This is a genomic window from Streptomyces sp. NPDC014991 (genome assembly GCF_043080665.1).
In the GTDB taxonomy this organism is placed as follows: Bacteria; Actinomycetota; Actinomycetes; order Streptomycetales; family Streptomycetaceae; genus Streptomyces.
This window is the reverse complement of the sequence record NZ_JBIBVY010000019.1, coordinates 1-15,346: the sequence shown is the minus strand read 5'-3', so window position 1 is coordinate 15,346 and position 15,346 is coordinate 1. Positions and strand designations below refer to the sequence as shown.

At 68.5% G+C, this 15,346-nt stretch carries 12 protein-coding genes; 8 read left to right on the top strand and 4 right to left on the bottom strand.

What is annotated here, in order from left to right:
* Positions 1-236: 236 nt before the first annotated feature.
* Positions 237-1,178, bottom strand: coding sequence for an RNA-binding protein (locus ACF1BE_RS26125; RefSeq protein WP_392201466.1), 942 nt, complete (start codon positions 1,176-1,178; stop codon positions 237-239).
* Positions 1,179-1,713: 535 nt separating this feature from the next.
* Between ACF1BE_RS26125 and ACF1BE_RS26120 the strand changes: the two genes are divergently transcribed.
* Together ACF1BE_RS26120 and ACF1BE_RS26115 are read left to right on the top strand one after the other, a co-directional pair.
* A complete protein-coding gene (locus ACF1BE_RS26120) occupies positions 1,714-2,319 on the top strand; it encodes a serine/threonine-protein kinase (protein ID WP_392201465.1) in 606 nt (201 codons plus the stop codon).
* A 358-nt stretch (positions 2,320-2,677) separates the two neighbouring features.
* Positions 2,678-5,125: a non-reducing end alpha-L-arabinofuranosidase family hydrolase gene (locus ACF1BE_RS26115; protein WP_392201464.1), complete on the top strand. Its 2,448-nt coding sequence runs from the start codon at positions 2,678-2,680 to the stop codon at positions 5,123-5,125.
* 108 nt (positions 5,126-5,233) lie between these two features.
* Here the strand turns inward: ACF1BE_RS26115 and ACF1BE_RS26110 are convergent, their stop codons facing one another.
* Positions 5,234-6,928 carry an RICIN domain-containing protein gene (locus tag ACF1BE_RS26110; RefSeq protein WP_392201463.1) on the bottom strand — a complete coding sequence of 565 codons (1,695 nt, stop codon included), beginning with the start codon at positions 6,926-6,928 and terminating at the stop codon, positions 5,234-5,236.
* Between the two features lie 781 nt (positions 6,929-7,709).
* Here ACF1BE_RS26110 and ACF1BE_RS26105 point away from each other — a divergent pair.
* From ACF1BE_RS26105 to ACF1BE_RS26095, 3 genes are all read left to right on the top strand, one after another.
* Positions 7,710-7,931, top strand: coding sequence for a hypothetical protein (locus tag ACF1BE_RS26105; protein WP_392201462.1), 222 nt, complete (start codon positions 7,710-7,712; stop codon positions 7,929-7,931).
* A 722-nt stretch (positions 7,932-8,653) separates the two neighbouring features.
* On the top strand, positions 8,654-8,890 hold the full coding sequence (locus ACF1BE_RS26100) for a hypothetical protein (protein WP_392201461.1): 237 nt from the start codon (positions 8,654-8,656) through the stop codon (positions 8,888-8,890).
* Positions 8,880-9,137, top strand: a complete 258-nt coding sequence (locus ACF1BE_RS26095; RefSeq protein ID WP_392201460.1) for a hypothetical protein — start codon at positions 8,880-8,882, stop codon at positions 9,135-9,137. Before ACF1BE_RS26100 ends, ACF1BE_RS26095 begins: the two co-directional genes overlap by 11 nt.
* 286 nt (positions 9,138-9,423) lie before the next feature.
* On the opposite strand, the gene ACF1BE_RS26090 is transcribed toward ACF1BE_RS26095, so the two are convergent.
* Positions 9,424-9,810 carry a winged helix-turn-helix transcriptional regulator gene (locus ACF1BE_RS26090; RefSeq protein WP_392201459.1) on the bottom strand — a complete coding sequence of 129 codons (387 nt, stop codon included), beginning with the start codon at positions 9,808-9,810 and terminating at the stop codon, positions 9,424-9,426.
* Positions 9,811-9,923: 113 nt separating this feature from the next.
* Here ACF1BE_RS26090 and ACF1BE_RS26085 point away from each other — a divergent pair, with 113 nt between their 5' ends.
* Positions 9,924-10,859, top strand: coding sequence for an NADP-dependent oxidoreductase (locus tag ACF1BE_RS26085; RefSeq protein WP_392201458.1), 936 nt, complete (start codon positions 9,924-9,926; stop codon positions 10,857-10,859).
* Between the two features lie 217 nt (positions 10,860-11,076).
* On the opposite strand, the gene ACF1BE_RS26080 is transcribed toward ACF1BE_RS26085, so the two are convergent.
* On the bottom strand, positions 11,077-13,617 hold the full coding sequence (locus ACF1BE_RS26080) for a Helicase associated domain protein (RefSeq protein WP_392201457.1): 2,541 nt from the start codon (positions 13,615-13,617) through the stop codon (positions 11,077-11,079).
* Between the two features lie 289 nt (positions 13,618-13,906).
* Between ACF1BE_RS26080 and ACF1BE_RS26075 the strand changes: the two genes are divergently transcribed.
* A complete protein-coding gene (locus ACF1BE_RS26075; RefSeq protein WP_392201456.1) occupies positions 13,907-14,086 on the top strand; it encodes a zinc ribbon domain-containing protein in 180 nt (59 codons plus the stop codon).
* A gap of 71 nt (positions 14,087-14,157) precedes the next feature.
* The gene (locus ACF1BE_RS26070) at positions 14,158-14,451 is read left to right on the top strand and encodes a hypothetical protein (protein WP_392201455.1); all 294 of its coding nucleotides are present in this window, start codon (positions 14,158-14,160) and stop codon (positions 14,449-14,451) included.
* Positions 14,452-15,346: the final 895 nt, after the last annotated feature.

The window sequence follows — 15,346 nt, the reverse complement described above, 5'->3', positions numbered from 1 at the left end:
ACCCGGCGTCAGCGGCCTCGCCCACCCTTCCCGACCCAGCACGTGCAGCGGCCATGAGTCCATGGAAGCGCCGTGGAGAACCTCAGGCTCCCGATCTTCGTTTCTGGTGACAGAAAGACTGCTGAATGAGCGTCTGTGACAAGTCGGATGCCTCGTGTGTGACACCCAGGCTGCCTCGACCATCCCCATTCGCCAGCTCAGCCGGTGCCGTAACGAGCTTCGGCTCATGACTCGGGTCACCATCGTGCGCGCAGCACGCCGTCACTGTCGGGTAGAACGGCTTGGAGCAGCGGACTGCGTTCGTCGGTGTAGAGGGACAGGGCGCAGGCGGCTCGCGCGTCGGCTACCAGGGCAGCGAGCTCCTGGTACTGGGTCTCATCGACGGTCACGTCTCTGATCGTTCCGTCCTTCGTCTCCCAGACGAACTCGATGTGCCATTCGGACGGCAGTGCGGTCAGGACCGCGCCGACGTCGGGTTGCAGGTCGGGCCAGACGGCCAGCAGGGCGCGCGGGCCGAGACCGGCGCGCACCGTGTTGAGGTTTTCCGTGGTGAGACGATGCCAGCGTGTGGCGTTGACGATGTGGGTTTCCTCCAGGAGCAGGCCCTGTCGCGTCGCCAGCTCGGTGCGTACCGACGCCCAAAAGCCTTCGTCGGCGGCTTCTGTCACCTCTGGTTCCGCGGCGTAGGGGGAAGCCACCAGCGGTTCCGCGAAGAGGCCGAGTTCCCGCGTCCGGACCACGGCGTCCGTGCAGGGTCGGTCACTGCCCACGTACACGTACTGGTCCCATCCGACGTGCACGGTAAAAACGTCTCCCGCCTCCAGCCGACACCAGGCGCCCTGCTCACGGAGCATGACGCGGATCAGCTCCAGGGCCACCTCCAGGGAGACCTCGGCCCCATCGTGGTAACCGGTGAGGTCAGCCGGGAAGAGCCCGCTAATACCGTGCCCTTCGACCGCCGGCTGGGCACCGAAGTGGACGAACCCGGTGACGGAGGGCTCACGGATCTCCAGCCGGTCGATGCCCCCAGCTTCCGCGAACGCGGAGACCGCCTCCAGGTACGCGGCCTCGACTGGCCCATGGTCACTGACCGCCTCCTCCGCGCCCCGGTAGCTGCCGTGTTCGTCACGGTCGGCGGGGTCGTACTTCGTGATCCGGTGAACGAAGGCAGGCGGCACGCTACTCCTGAACAAGGTGGAAGGTAGCGCCAGCGTAGGTCCCGAGCCGAACTCGCAGTTCGCGGTTCCGCTGCACAGCCCGACAGATCTTTCTGGTGACAGAAAGACTGCCGAATGAGCGCCTGTGACAAGTCGGATGCCTCGCGTGTGACAACCAGGCTGCCTCGGTCGTCCCCACTCACCAGCTCAGCCGGTCCCGCTGGTGACAACTCCTGAGCTTCGGCTCAGTAATGTGACTGAGCGCTTCATTTGGCGAGTGAGCTCGTGAGTTGGCGACCAGAGGTTCGGTGTCGATGACTTGGGAGGCACGGGTGCATTGGGTCTCGCTGTGGGTGACCTGCGTCTTGGGCTCGGCCTCGAAGAGGCCCACGGCTGATCAGGCACATGAGCCTCGTCCGAGGGGCACCAAGCAGGAGTTATCGCCTGACAACGACTTCTGAATCTCAGATGTTGCGGGTGGCGCTCTGCGCCGAGTGCCGTGATCGAGGGGCTCGGGGCGAAGGCGCACAGGTGAGTCCACGACGGGGAGGGCGCGGTGGAGGGCCAGCTTCTGGGAGGCCGTTACCGGTTGGTCCGGCAGCTCGGCGAGGGCGGCATGGGCGAGGTCTGGGAGGCACGGGACGAGACGCTGGACCGGCAGGTCGCTGTCAAAGTGGTCTCCCTTCTCGCCGGGGGCGGAAGCCGCCGCGCCCGTTTGCTGCGCGAAGCACGGATCACCGCCCGGCTCCAGCATCCGTACGTCGTGACCGTCCACGTTCTCGGCGAGAGCGATACGCAGAGAGGCACCGTGCCCTTTCTGGTGATGGAGTTGGTGCGGGGCGAAGGGCTCGATGTCAAGCTCCGCGAAGGCTCCGTCGACCTGGCCGGGGCGGCCTGGTGGGGCGCTCAGATATGTGACGCGTTGGGTGAAGCGCACGCTCACGGCATGATGCACCGGGACATTAAGCCGTCCAACATCCTCGTCACACCTTCCGGAACGGTGAAGGTCCTCGACTTCGGTGTCGCACGCGCCGCCGATCCCTACGCGATCGCTGACCGGCTGACCCAGACCGGGCTCATCGTGGGCACGCCCCCGTACATGGCGCCGGAGCAGGCGCGCGGCCATTCGGCAAGGGGATGGACGCGAAGACAGCGTGGGTGATGGCCCGCCTCGCCCGCCATCCCGACGAGGTCGGATACGCCATGACCCACTTGGACGACGAGCGCTCCACTGCGAATTGAGGACGTGCGAGCGTCGTGGGCTCCGGCAGGTAGTCCCGGCTGGGGTCAGGCGAAGGCCGTGCGGTTCAGTTCGGCCCGAGGCGGCCGGAGGCTTTGTCTGGGTGGCCAGCGTCAGGGCGAGCAGCCGGATGCCGGCGGTGGCCGTGAAGATTCTTCTGTGCGGCAGGGCGACGGCGGCGGCCGCGAAAGTTCTTCCCTTGATCGCGGCAACCTTTGTGGGCGTGGCGGTAACTGACAGGCATACGGGGCCGGATCAAGGCCCGCTGTGCCAGAAGGACATGCCGTTGTCAGATCAGAACCGTTCTCATCGTCGCCGTCCGGCGACCCGCCGCGTGATCGCCGCCTCCGTGGTCCTCGCCGCCGCGGGCGCCGCCGTACCACTGGTCGCCCTGGCCGCACGCACGCCGGAAGCCGCCGTACCGGCCACGGCCGCCGACGCGGCGGCCGGCAGCGGCCGTTACTTCGGCACGGCAGTGGCCGCGGGAAAGCTCGGCGACTCCACGTACTCCGCCCTTCTCGACCGGGAATTCAAGATGATCACCCCGGAGAACGAGATGAAGTGGGACGCCATCGAACCCTCCCGCGGGTCGTTCACCTTCGCCGCCGCCGACTCGATCGTCAGCCACGCCTTGGCGCACGGCCAGCGTCTGCGCGGCCACACCCTGGTGTGGCACTCCCAACTGCCCAACTGGGTCAAGTCCATCACCGACGCCGGCACCCTGCGCACGGTGATGAAGAACCACATCACCCAGGAGATGACCCACTACAAGGGCAAGATCTACGCCTGGGACGTGGTCAACGAGGCATTCGCCGACGGCGGCAGCGGCCGGCACCGCAGCTCGGTTTTCCAGGACGTGCTGGGCGACGGCTTCATCGAGGAGGCGTTCCGCACCGCCCGGACCGCCGACCCCGCAGCCAAGCTCTGCTACAACGACTACAACATCGAGAACTGGTCCGACGCCAAGACCCAGGGCGTCTACAAGATGGTCAAGGACTTCAAGTCTCGCGGTGTGCCCATCGACTGCGTCGGCTTCCAGAGTCACTTCGGCGCCGGTGGCCCGCCGGCCGGCTTCCAGACCACCCTGTCCAACTTCGCCGCGCTCGGCGTGGATGTCCAGATCACCGAGCTCGACATCGCCCAGGCGTCCGCCACCGCCTACACCAACGCCGTCCAGGCGTGCATGAACGTCCCTCGCTGCACGGGCATCACGGTGTGGGGCATCCGCGACAGCGATTCCTGGCGCACCGGCGAGAACGCGCTGCTGTTCGACGGGGGCGGCAGCAAGAAGCCCGCCTACAGCGCCGTGCTCACCGCCCTGGGCGGTTCTGGCAGCGGTGGCACGGCGGGCGGGGACATCGTCTCCGGCACCGTCTACACGCTCTCCAACGCGGCCGCCGGACGCAGTCTCGACGAGCCCGCGGGACAGAACGGCAATGGCACCCCGCTGCAGGTGTGGGACGCCAGCGGCGCTGCCAACCAGCAGTGGCGGGCCAGCCGGAACGGCGACGGCTCCTACACGCTGACCAACGTCGCCAGCGGCCGGGTACTGGACGAGCCGGCCAACCGGACGGCCAACGGGACGAGGATGACGGTCTGGGACGCCAATGGCGGCGCCCACCAGCACTGGAAGGGCCGCCGGAACAGTGACGGCTCCTACACGCTGACCAACGTCGCCAGCGGCCGGGCGCTGGAGATCCCCGGCGGCCGGACCGCCAACGGCACTCCCGTCCAGATCTGGGACACCAACGGCGGCGGCGCCAACCAGCGCTGGACCTTTCGGCCGACCGCGGCGCCGAGAAGCGACACCTGTGCTCTTCCCTCGACCTATCGGTGGACCTCGACGGGCGCGCTGGCGCAGCCGGCGAACGGGTGGGCCTCGCTGAAGGACTTCACCGCCGTGACCTACAACGGCAAGCACCTGGTCTACGGGTCGGACTACTCGGGATCGGCCTACAGCTCGATGGCGTTCAGCCCCTTCACGAACTGGTCGGACATGGCGTCGGCCCGCCAGACCGGCATGAGCCAGAAGGCGGTGGCGCCCACGCTGTTCTACTTCGCGCCCAAGAAGATCTGGGTGCTGGCGTACCAGTGGGGTCCGTGGCCCTTCAGCTACCGTACCTCCAGCGACCCCACCGACCCCAACGGCTGGTCCGCGCCGCAGCCGCTGTTCACCGGCAGCATCCCCCGCACCGACTCCCCCACCGGCCCGATCGACCAGACCCTGATCGCCGACGACAAGAACATTCACCTGTTCTTCGCCGGTGACAACGGCAAGGTCTACAAGGCGACCATGCCGATCGGCAACTTCCCCGGCAGCTTCGGCTCGTCGTACACGACTGTCATGAGCGACACGGTCAAGAACCTCTTCGAGGCACCGCAGGTCTACAAGGTCCAGGGCCAGAACCAGTACCTCATGATCGTCGAGGCTCGCGGGGCCAGCGAGCGGCGCTACTTCCGCTCCTTCACCGCCACCAGCCTGAACGGTCCGTGGACCCCGCAGGCCGCCACCGAGTCCAACCCCTTCGCCGGCAAGGGCAACAGCGGCGCCACCTGGACCAACGACATCAGCCACGGTGATCTGGTCCGCACCAACCCCGACCAGACCATGACCATCGACCCCTGCAACCTGCAGTTCCTCTACCAGGGCAAGTCCCCCAACACTCCGCCGGACACCTCCTACGACAACCTGCCGTACCGGCCGGGCGTCCTCACCCTGAAGCGCTGACCCGCCTGACGGAGAAGTCCCCAGCCCGACGGAGATGACGAAAGGCGCCCCCATCGAAGAGATGGGGGCGCCTTTTCGTCGGCTTTCACCTACTTGAGTGCTGCACCGCTACTTGAGCGCTGTACCGCCCGAGTTGTGATAAGCGATCGTCTTGTTGATCAGGTTTCCGCCGTCGGACTCGACCGTGGTCTGTTCGTCCTGCCCCGGGCCGAAGAACAGGCCGGCGATGTGGGCGTCCGCCACCTGGTCCATGTGGGCGAAGAACCAGTCCACCTTGTCGTCCTTGTAGTGGTTGCGGGTGTTGTTCTGCGCCATGTTGCCCACAGGGATCTGCCACAGGACCACCGGCTTGCCGAAGGACTCGGCCATCGTCTTGTAGAACTTCAGCGCGACGGCGGCCTTCTGGTCGGTCCAGAAAGTGTCACGGCCGCCGTGGGCCGGCTGTGCGTACCAGCCCGCGTCGCGGTCCGACACATCCCTGACCAGGAAGTCGGCGTTCTTCGCACCGAGGCTCGCGTAGTCCTTGACGCACGCCTGTGTGTTGGTTTCCCAATCGAAGCAGGAAAGGTGCAGCCCCACGGCGGTGTTCGGCGCGTACTTGTGTGCCATCGAGACCAGGCACTGGACGAGTCCGGCGGCGCTGTTCTCCTGCGACCCGCAATCCTTCGGATTCGCGCCCGAGACCTGTGCGGGAACCTTGCGCGGATCGCCGAGCGAGCGGACGTAGCCCCAGAAGTCGGGCTCGAGGTCGATCGCGTCGTGCGACGTGCCGATCTTCTGGAGGAAGAAACGGTAGTCGTTCAGGTACCGGGTGAGCAGGTCGAGCCGGTTGATGGCCTTGACCTCGCCCGGACCGTCGCCCTCGCCTGCCGCATCCCCGAGGTCGCGCAACGAGTACCAGGTCCAGAGCATCTTCTGCGGACGCGGGCTGCCCTTGTACGTCGCCTTGGCCGCGACGTCGTCCCGCCAGGTCACGTAAGTGCCGGGCGCCGTGGTGCTGCCGTTCCAGCAGCCCCACCAGCCCGACCACGCGTCCTGGCAGCGCGCTGCGGTGTAGTAGTCCGACGAGGGCGCGGGCTGGCTGTGCACATAGGCGTAGCGCGCGTCGAACGGCGCGGCGACCGACGAGGCGTCGGACATCGAGCCGCCGGTGAGCACCGTGTCACTGCCCATGAACCGCTTCGCCGAGCTGCCGCCACCACCCGCGGGCGACGAAGGCGAAGACAAAGGCGACGGTCGGGTGTCGCCCGGAGTCGGGCTTGCGGGAACGCCGCTGCCCGGCGCGGTGGGCGTACCGGCGCCGCCGACACTCCCGGCCGGGACGAGTTGCCACTGCTGATCGGCGCCGCCCCGGTCGCGGTTCTGGACGACGCCGCTCCCGTCGGCCTTGGCAGCGTTGCGGACACCGACAGCCATGCCACTGAAGCGATTGACCAGACGCACGTAGCCGTTCGACGACTTGGCCAGTGTGAACTGCTGGTTGATGCCGTTCAGGTCTTTCCACTGCACGAGGGCGGAGCCGGCGGTCTTCGACCAGCCGAGGTCGTCCAGCACCTTGCCGGAGGTCCGGTTCTTCAGCCGGTAATACCCGTCACCCGCGTCGATGAACCGCCACTGCTGGTTGGCCCCGCCGTGGCGCGCCCACTGCACCACCGCCGCGCCGTCGTTCTTGGCGGAGCCGCGGTCGTCCAGCACCTTGCCGCTGTTGCGGTTGACCAGCACGTACCACTTCTTCAGGTCCAGGGTTTCCTGGTCCGCCGACGCCTGGCTGACCACGACGGCCGAGCCGGCCACGATCACCATGGCCAGACCCCCCCAGAGGCCCCGACGCGCGAGCAACCGACGACCACGATGCCTCGGGCGGCCACCGCGCGCGCCGCCGTCGGCACGGTGACCGCCGCCGCGGGACGCCACCGATGACGTGGGCGGACCGGGGACATGTCTGCGCTCTGGTTCCAGGGACATGCCTGTGCTCTCTTTCAACTGTTGCATGACCGGACCACTTGGCCGGACACCACTGAGTGGTCAGAGAGGCCGAAAAGGTTGCCGCGAAGATCCGCAGAACTTTTTTCTGCAGGCAGGACGGTCACCCTGAAGCCCAACGGCGTGGAGGAAGACGGCGCCGCCCGCCCGTCCACGAAAGATCAGCGAGCTGCTGTGAGTGGGCGTGCTGGTGGCAGCGGTTGTGCGTCAGCCTCGTTCGCTTGTTGATTGCCTGGTCATGTGCTGTGGACGCGGGTTGGTCTGCTGTCACGAGGTGACCAAGTGGCTGCCGCTCTCTGGCCGGCATGCGGTTGACCGGCTGCCGTGGGAGCGGCTGCTCACAAGCTGCAACGGCTGGTCGCCGGCTCCAGGTGCGATGTGCCGGTTTTGTGTCAGTGGGTGGGGGTCAGTGACGGCACATCAGAGTTGGGTGTTTTCGCTGGTCGGGTGTTGAGGACGGGCGGGGTCACTGTCGTGGGGCGGTATCCGCAGTGGGTACGCCTGTCACGGGGCGGTACACCCCGCTCCGCTCCACTGTCTCAAGAACGGCACTTCTGATCCTTCCGAGGGTTGCGCGGCGACACGGTGGCCGGTGTCGGTCTTGCGCGGGCGGAAGGGGGCGGGGGAGCCGGTCCCGCTGTTCCACCCGATCTGGGTCGACGCCGACCCCGAGGACATCGCCTTCGCCGACAGCCACGCCGCGCACGGCAACTTCCGCGCCTGGGCCCAGCTGACCGCCCACACCCGTACCGCACTGGCCCGTACGGGACGTGCCCGCGTCGATCAGGAGCTGCTGCGCTGGGCCTTCAGCCGCCTCGCCTGACCACCCCCGCCCATGCCTCCTGCCCCGCCGCTGCCGTCCGTCACCGTGGTTCTCGACCGCCACGACGACACGCTGGTCACGCACACCGCTCTGGCCACCCACCATCCGCCGTCCGGCCGGATCACCCTGCACCCCGGCCCGGGCACCACCAGCGTGGCCGGCCCCGAGCGTTCGGCGCCCGGCGGCCGGGCGCGGCTTCGGCTCGGCGGCACCAGCGAGGCTGACGAAGCCCACGGCTCTGAGCTGCTCAGATGCCGTGGTTTCTGTCGTTGTCGGCTGACGCCGGGTGCCCTCGGACGGTCCAAGGACGGCCCAGCGTGGACGGCTCACCAGGGGCTTGAACGGCCGACCAGGGCCTTCTTGTCAGTGCGAAATGCGCCATGCCAGGAGCAGGCTCTGCGGCCGGTGGAGTGAGATATGGAGCCGTCCGAACAGACTTTCACGGCGGGCGGCTGGTAGTTGAAGCTGGCTATGGGAGCGGGCAAAGCTGTTGGGGTGGTCCCGCGTCTGGCAGCAGCAGACCGTGACGCTTCGAACTCCTGGACTTCTCGCAGCGCTGCCTCGTAGACGACAGTGCCGCGGCGGGAGCAGGTGCGGGTGGTCGGCGGCGTCATCGAGAAGTTATCTGTGTCATCGGGTGGGCTTCGCCCGTACCGTCCCGGAGCGCCCCGCGCCGGCGATACCGTGGTGGCACACGCCAGATGACAGCCCAGGAGCCCCGGATGAGCGAGCAGCCGGCCCCCGCGCCCGTGCCCGACCGTCAGCCCCTCGATGAGCACGCCGCCGCGTCCGCCCGCGCGTACGCCGCCGACCAGCGCGCGAAGGTCGACGTCCTCGCCTCGGTGCTGGAGGACATCGCGGAGAACGGCTACCCGTCCCCGGAGACGGGCGTGCTGTGGGAGGAAGCCCGCGACGCCCACCTGGAACGCCTTGCCGGTGAGCAGCCCCGTGTCGCCTGAGCACGCACCGCGCCGCTCCCAGGTCGTCCTGGTGGAGCCCGCGCTGAGCCAGCTGGCGAAGCTCACGGCCACCGAGACACACCGCCTGGACCGCGCGATCGTCGCGATCAGCGTCAACCCCGAGCTGGGCACCCCGGTGCCCGACACCCTGCTGCGCGACTACGTCGACGACGTCGACGGGGTCCGCGTCATCTACTACGTCACGACCCTTCGGCAGATCACCATCGTCGCGTACGTGGAGGCATAGGAGCCTCCCGAGCACCCGTGCAGCGCCCCGGACCGCCAGGTGGTCCGGGGCGGTGGGCGGCGCTGCACGGTGGTGGACTGTGAGGCCGGCGCCCAGGCGGCACACGGGTGCTGCTCGTGCAGCAGGTCGCGTGCTGCAAGACGGCGGCGCCGACGTCTCGACACTGCTGATCCGAGCGAGGGCCTTCGACTGCTTGATGCGTGGATGCGAGGGGGAGGCTGTGGTGACCGTGGCTGCCGGAGAGCGATGACATTCCGGCCGATAAGGCCTTCGAAGTGGAGAGGTGTCAGTCGGCGACGTCGATGTCATAGCGTTCGCGGGCGGCCACAACCTCGTCCATGTTCTCTTCTGCCCAGTTCTTGATCGCCTGCATGACGGGAACCAAGCCCTCCCCCAGCGGCGTCAGGGCATAGTCCACACGAACAGGCACTGAGGGTGTGACAGTGCGTTCGATGAGACCGTCACGTTCGAGGTTCCGGAGCGTCTGCGTCAGCATCTTCTGGCTGACGCTCGCGAGCCGTCGGGAGAGGTCGCTATAACGCTGCGGGCCTGCGGAGAGCGCGTTGACGATCAGGCTGACCCACTTGTTGCTGATCCGGTCCAGCAACTGCCGTGCGGGGCACTCGGCCAGGTACGCGTCGTAAGCGGCACGGGCGTCGGGCAGCGTCGCCATGGCTCTCCTTCAGGTGTGGTGCGCACTTTGAAGTGCCTCCTTCCCAGAAGAGAGTAGCTCTCCCTAGGGTCGTCATGCACACAGTCCCTGTGGATCACGGTGAGGAGTCGGTGATGCGTGCCGTTGTGGTGAGGTCCTTCGGCGGGCCGGACGTTCTGGAGGTCAGCGAGGTGCCGGTGCCCGCCACCGGCCCGGGACAAGTACGGATCCGGGTCGACGCCGCTTCCGTCAATCCCGTCGACGCAGCGACGCGTTCCGGCGCGCTGGCCTCGGCGGGGCTCATGCCGGCGCGCGACATCATCGGCATCGGATGGGACGTCGCCGGACACGTCGACGAGGTGGGCACAGGTGTCACAATGCTCGCTCCTGGTGACAGGGTGATCGGCCTACGGGATCGACTCGACGTCTCTCTGGGCACGTACGCGGAGTTCGTCGTCCTCGACGCTGAAGCGGTCGCGCCCGCCCCCGCGGGTGTCTCCGCCACCGAGGCGGCCACGCTGCCCCTGAACGGGCTGACCGCTCTGCAGGCGCTGGACCTGCTGGCTCTGGAACCGGGCGCTACGTTGCTGGTCACCGGCGCAGCAGGCGCGGTGGGCGGCTTCGCGGTGGAACTGGCCACGCTACGCGGGCTGCAGGTGGTGGCCGCTGCCGGTGCCGAAGACGAATCATTCGTCCGGGCAGCGGGCGCGCGGTGGTTCGTCCCCCGCTCCGCCGACCTCGCCGAAGCCGTCCGCGACCTCGTCCCCGGAGGCGTCGACGGGGCTCTCGACGCCGCTGTGCTCGGCGTGCGGGCACTTGGCGCCGTGCGCAACGGGGGGGCCTTCGTCTCGGTCGTCGCCGGCGCGGCTCCGTTGCCGTTGCGCGGCATCACCGTCTCCGAGCAGTGGGTCGCCGCGGACGGCTCCGCCCTCGCGTGGCTGTCCTCGCTGGCTGAACGCGGCCAGGTGTCCCTCCGCGTCGCCGACACCTTGCCGCTGCACCATGCCATCCAGGCACACGAGGCGCTTGCCAAGGGCGGCCTGCGGGGGAGACTGGTCCTGACTCCGTGACGTCGCCCCCGGCCGCCTCTGGACACTCTCGGTGGAGCGGTCGGCAACGGCCTCAGCCGGCGCCCCGGCCCCGGCCGACGGCCCCGCCGCCGACGTGCTGCGCACCGTCGTCGTTCCCGCGCTCCTTGCCCACCCCGTCTACCAGGCCGCCACCGCCGACGGCGACATGAACGCCTCATGTACGCCATCTGTTCGGTTTGCGTACGCGACAGCAGCATCAGGTCCATCGCATGCCGATAGCGGACAGCTGCTCGACGCGTTCCGGCGTGAGGGTTGCGGCTCTGGAGCGCTGGTTCCCGACCCATGCTCCTAGTCGCACCTGGTGTCCCTGCATCCCCTGACCGTCATGGCCGCCATCCCCGTCGCCGACGGTGATCGTTTCGATATGGCTCCTCGGTACCCGCAGGTGGCCCTCGCGTTGGTAGTACTGGGTGGCGGCGGCGAGGTTGAGCGCCCATTTGTCGGCCTGGCTGCGCCGTGGCTTGGGTTTCTCGTACTGGGTGGCGGGTTCGATCCCGAGGATGTGTTCACACATCCACTGCTGGACGGTGGTGAGCTTGTCCCAGCCGAATCGCTGCGCCCGTACCCATCGTCCGAGGTCCTCGCCCTGGTGCATGACGTCGCCGGGCTCGGTCGGCAGCGGGTGGCCGGCCTCCAGGCGGAGCCGGACGAGGTGGAAGCACCGCTGCCACTCCACCGGCCAGGCCGGGCACCAGGACGGGTCGATGTCCTCGAGCTGCTCGCGCCGCATCTCCGACAGCGCCCCGGCCGACGATCCCACTGGCAGCCCCTCGGCCCGCCGCTGCTCGATGTCGGCCGCCTTGCGGGCGGCAGCCCGTGCGTTCTTCAGCCAGATACCCACCCGGTAGCCCTGATAGGTGGCGTCTGTCGGGGCAAGGAGGTGGCCTGCCTCGGCCGCCCACCCGCGCGCGGCGGCGAGACCTTCCTCCCACGCGACGTCGAAGTGGCTCCAGACCATGCCCAGTTCTTCCAGCTGCGCGACGCGGTCGGCGTCCATGTCGCCGCGGGCGTAGAACCGGCGGGCGTCGGCGATCCACTGCCCCAGCGGAAAGCCCGCGAGCGAGGCCGGCCACCCCTCGGCCTCCACCGCCCGGTCGCCGCCGCCGGGCACCCGGTAGGTGAACGGCACCTTCAGATCGCCGTGCAGCCGGCTGTAGATGACGCAGGCCTCGATGCCGCGCCGCCAGTGAGCGTGCTCGGGGTTGAGGACCCGCAGGTTGATGAACGCGGCCAGCTGTGCCGGGTCGCGCGGCGTGGAGAACTTCAGCAGTTCCCGGGCCGGCACCGACAAACCACGGTCGCCGTCGGTTCCCTCGTGCTCCGCGCTGCCCGAGCGAGTCTGGACGCCTCGTACGCTGCTCCGGGCCTGTTGCTCGGCGAGCGCTTCCACGACCCGGGCGTCGTGCGCCCTGAGCGCCTCGAGCAGCTTTGCCAGCCCGCCGTACGCCCGGGAGGTGAGCATGTTGTCGGCCGACTCCCCGGGCCCGAGCAGGACCGGCACTACGAGTGAGGCGACCTTGCCCTCGCCGGGCTGCATGCGCAGGGCGCGGCCGACGGCCTGGACGAGGTCGGGCATGGAGCCGCGCACATCCGCGAAGTAGACGGAGTCGCAGTTCTTGGTGTCGACGCCCTCGCCTAGCACCCTCACCGACCCCAGGTAGCCCTTCTCCACGACCGTGCCGTCCGTGGAGATCCCGGACGCGAACTCCCCAAGGACCCGCCGCCGGTGGCCCGGCTTGTGGTCGCCGCACAACCAGTCCGCCCATACCGTGCGCGGATACAGCTCCGGCCCGGCGGCGAGCAGCCGCTCGGCGACGTCGGGCAGGCCGACTGCGAACGCCTCAGCCTCCTTGACGACGTGGTGGAAAACCAGCGTCCTACGGAAGCCTTCCTCGGCCGACGCCTTCACCAGCGCCGTCTGCAGAGCCGCGAGCCGCGCCCCACGCACCTGGTCCGAGCGGCCCTCCACGCCCAGGAGCTGGGCAGCCTGGAGCTGAGTATCAGTGATGTCCACACACACCACCTGGTAGGGGGCACAGATTCCCCGGTCGATCGCTTCCGAGAGCGTCAGCGTGTACGCCCTGCTGCCGAAGGAACCGTCCGGGTCGTCTTCCATGCTCGCCACCAGCTCGCCCGGGGCGCCCGGCCCAGCCTCGGAGTCGTTGTTCAGCTGCCACAGCCGCGGGGTGGCGGTCATGTACAGGCGGCGCAGGGCGGGGATGCGGGTGTTGTCATGGACGACCGCCCACGGCCTGCCGATCCGGCCCGAAACCCGGTGCGCCTCGTCCACGACGATCAGCGACCACCCCGGAAGGCCGGCGGCGTGCGCGCGTTCCAGCGTGCCGAGCCCGAGCGAGGCGTACGTGGCGAACACCGTCACCTTGTCCAACGGCCGCACCCAGGCGACCAGCTCGTCCACGTCCGTGGTGTTCGGGAAAGACGCCTCCGGCCCGCGTAGGGACGAGACCCCGATCATCGGCCCCGTACGCCCACCCCCGCGCCAGGCGGCCTCCGTCTGCGCCAGCAGGTCCAGTGAGGGCACGAGCACCAGCACTCGACCCGCCTGCAGCTCCTCCGCGCTGCGCACGGCGACGAGGGTCTTGCCCGATCCGGTCGCCATGACAACCTGGGTCCGCAGACCCCGCTCGGGCACAGTAGATCTTGCAGAAAGTTCGAGCGCTCGGACAACCGCGTCCACGGCTTCACGCTGATGAGGACGAAGTCCCTTCACAGCCATCCGATCCACCCTTTCCGACGAGCTGGACAACAGCTCTCACGCACCCACACATGACCAAGCATCCTGCACGCCACGGGCATTGAGTGACCCGACTCCCACCACGACACCGACCGCACACCTCCGACGCGGGACACAGACAACCGTCTCCAACGGATCACCCGCCTCACAGAGCTACAGCCCCCGGAGTCCAAAGTCTATCGCAGTCAAAAAATGAAGCAGTTACTCCAGGAATCGACACGGAAACCACGGGTACTCCGAAGTCATCACTGCCCACCATTCGGGAGAGATCATGGAACAGACCGAGAACAACCGAGGCAACCGGTTCTGCAAGGCGTGCGGCACGCCGGCCGAGGACGGAAAACTGTGCAACCACTGCGGCGCCGTCCTGGACCTCCCCGACGAGGCAGGCCTGGTCGAGGACCAAGGCGCAACAGTGCGCCGTGACTTCGAAGGACGCGCCCAGCAGTAAGCATGAGAAGCGGCCGGAGGGCCACCTGATCAACTCCGTTGAACAGCGTGCACTGGGGTACACGGGCCGGCATGGCATCCAAGACTGATCGCGTCATGTCCTTGCGGGCCGTGCGGCAGCTGCGCCGGGTCCGCACCTTCTACGCAGGTGGCGTCCTGCTGTGGGCGGTATTGACCGCCTGGACCGCCTGGCAGTCGCCCGGCAGCCGACAGATGTGGGTGTCCGCCCTTCTTCTGGCAGTCTTCAGCGGCCTCCTGCTCGCAGCCTCCCTGTGGCTGCAGCGCCTCCAGGCCACAGGCGAGCGACGTCCCGCGCACCACGCCGCACCACGGAAGGCGACTGCAACACGCCACGCGCACGCCTGATGCACCGCGAGACCGTCCCTTTCCGGCCCTCTCCCAAGGGCGGGGAGGCAAGGAGCGGCCAGGGGGTAAGCGAGTAGGTATGGATGGCACACGACTTCGACAGGATGATCGGAGCTCACAGGAAACCCGCGCCCGCGGAACGATGCGGATGTGGCGATGGGCCAGGTGGGCGGCACTTGTTCTCGCGGTCAGCTGGGCGGTGAACGGGACCGTCAATCTCATTCAGGGCGAGCAGGGCCGGGACCTGTGGTGGCCTATGGCCAGTACCGTCATCTGGGCAGCGCTGACCATGTACGGCTTCAGGACCTACCGCCGGATCAGGACAACGACCCTGCCAGGCATCACCGGCCGCTCGTCCGCCTGACCACCTCGGCCAGCCAAGCGAGTTGCGCAGTGACACAAGGGCTCAGACTTATGGAGCCCGCTCCCGCGCCGCGCTTCCCTGCTGAACGACCGCTGGTCCAAGTACTGCGCCACCGAGGCAACGACCTCCGGTACCGCCATACGCGGGGGCCCGCAGCCAGTGGGGACGCGGTGCAACGCCGAGGCGCCTGTATGCGGCAGTCCCTCCTGAGAATACTGAGCCGCGGCACCCCCTCTCCCCGCTGCCCGGGCCGCAGGCCTGTTGGCCGCCCCGCGCAGCGGGGCCGGCCTTCGGGGCGCGGAGCGCCCCGGGGTGGCTGGAGCGCAGCGTAAGCCCCCCGGAGGGGGCCGCAGGCCCCGCGCTCCGGGAGCGCAGCGGACGGAGCGTCACCGGCCTTGCGCAGCAAGGCCGGTGGACTGCTCGGGCACAGCCCGAGCAGGAGCGCTCGCGCGGAGCGCGAGCGCAACCCCCGCGCGCAGCGCGGGGGTTCGCTTGCCTATCGCGCAGCGATAGGGTACCCGCTCCGCGGGG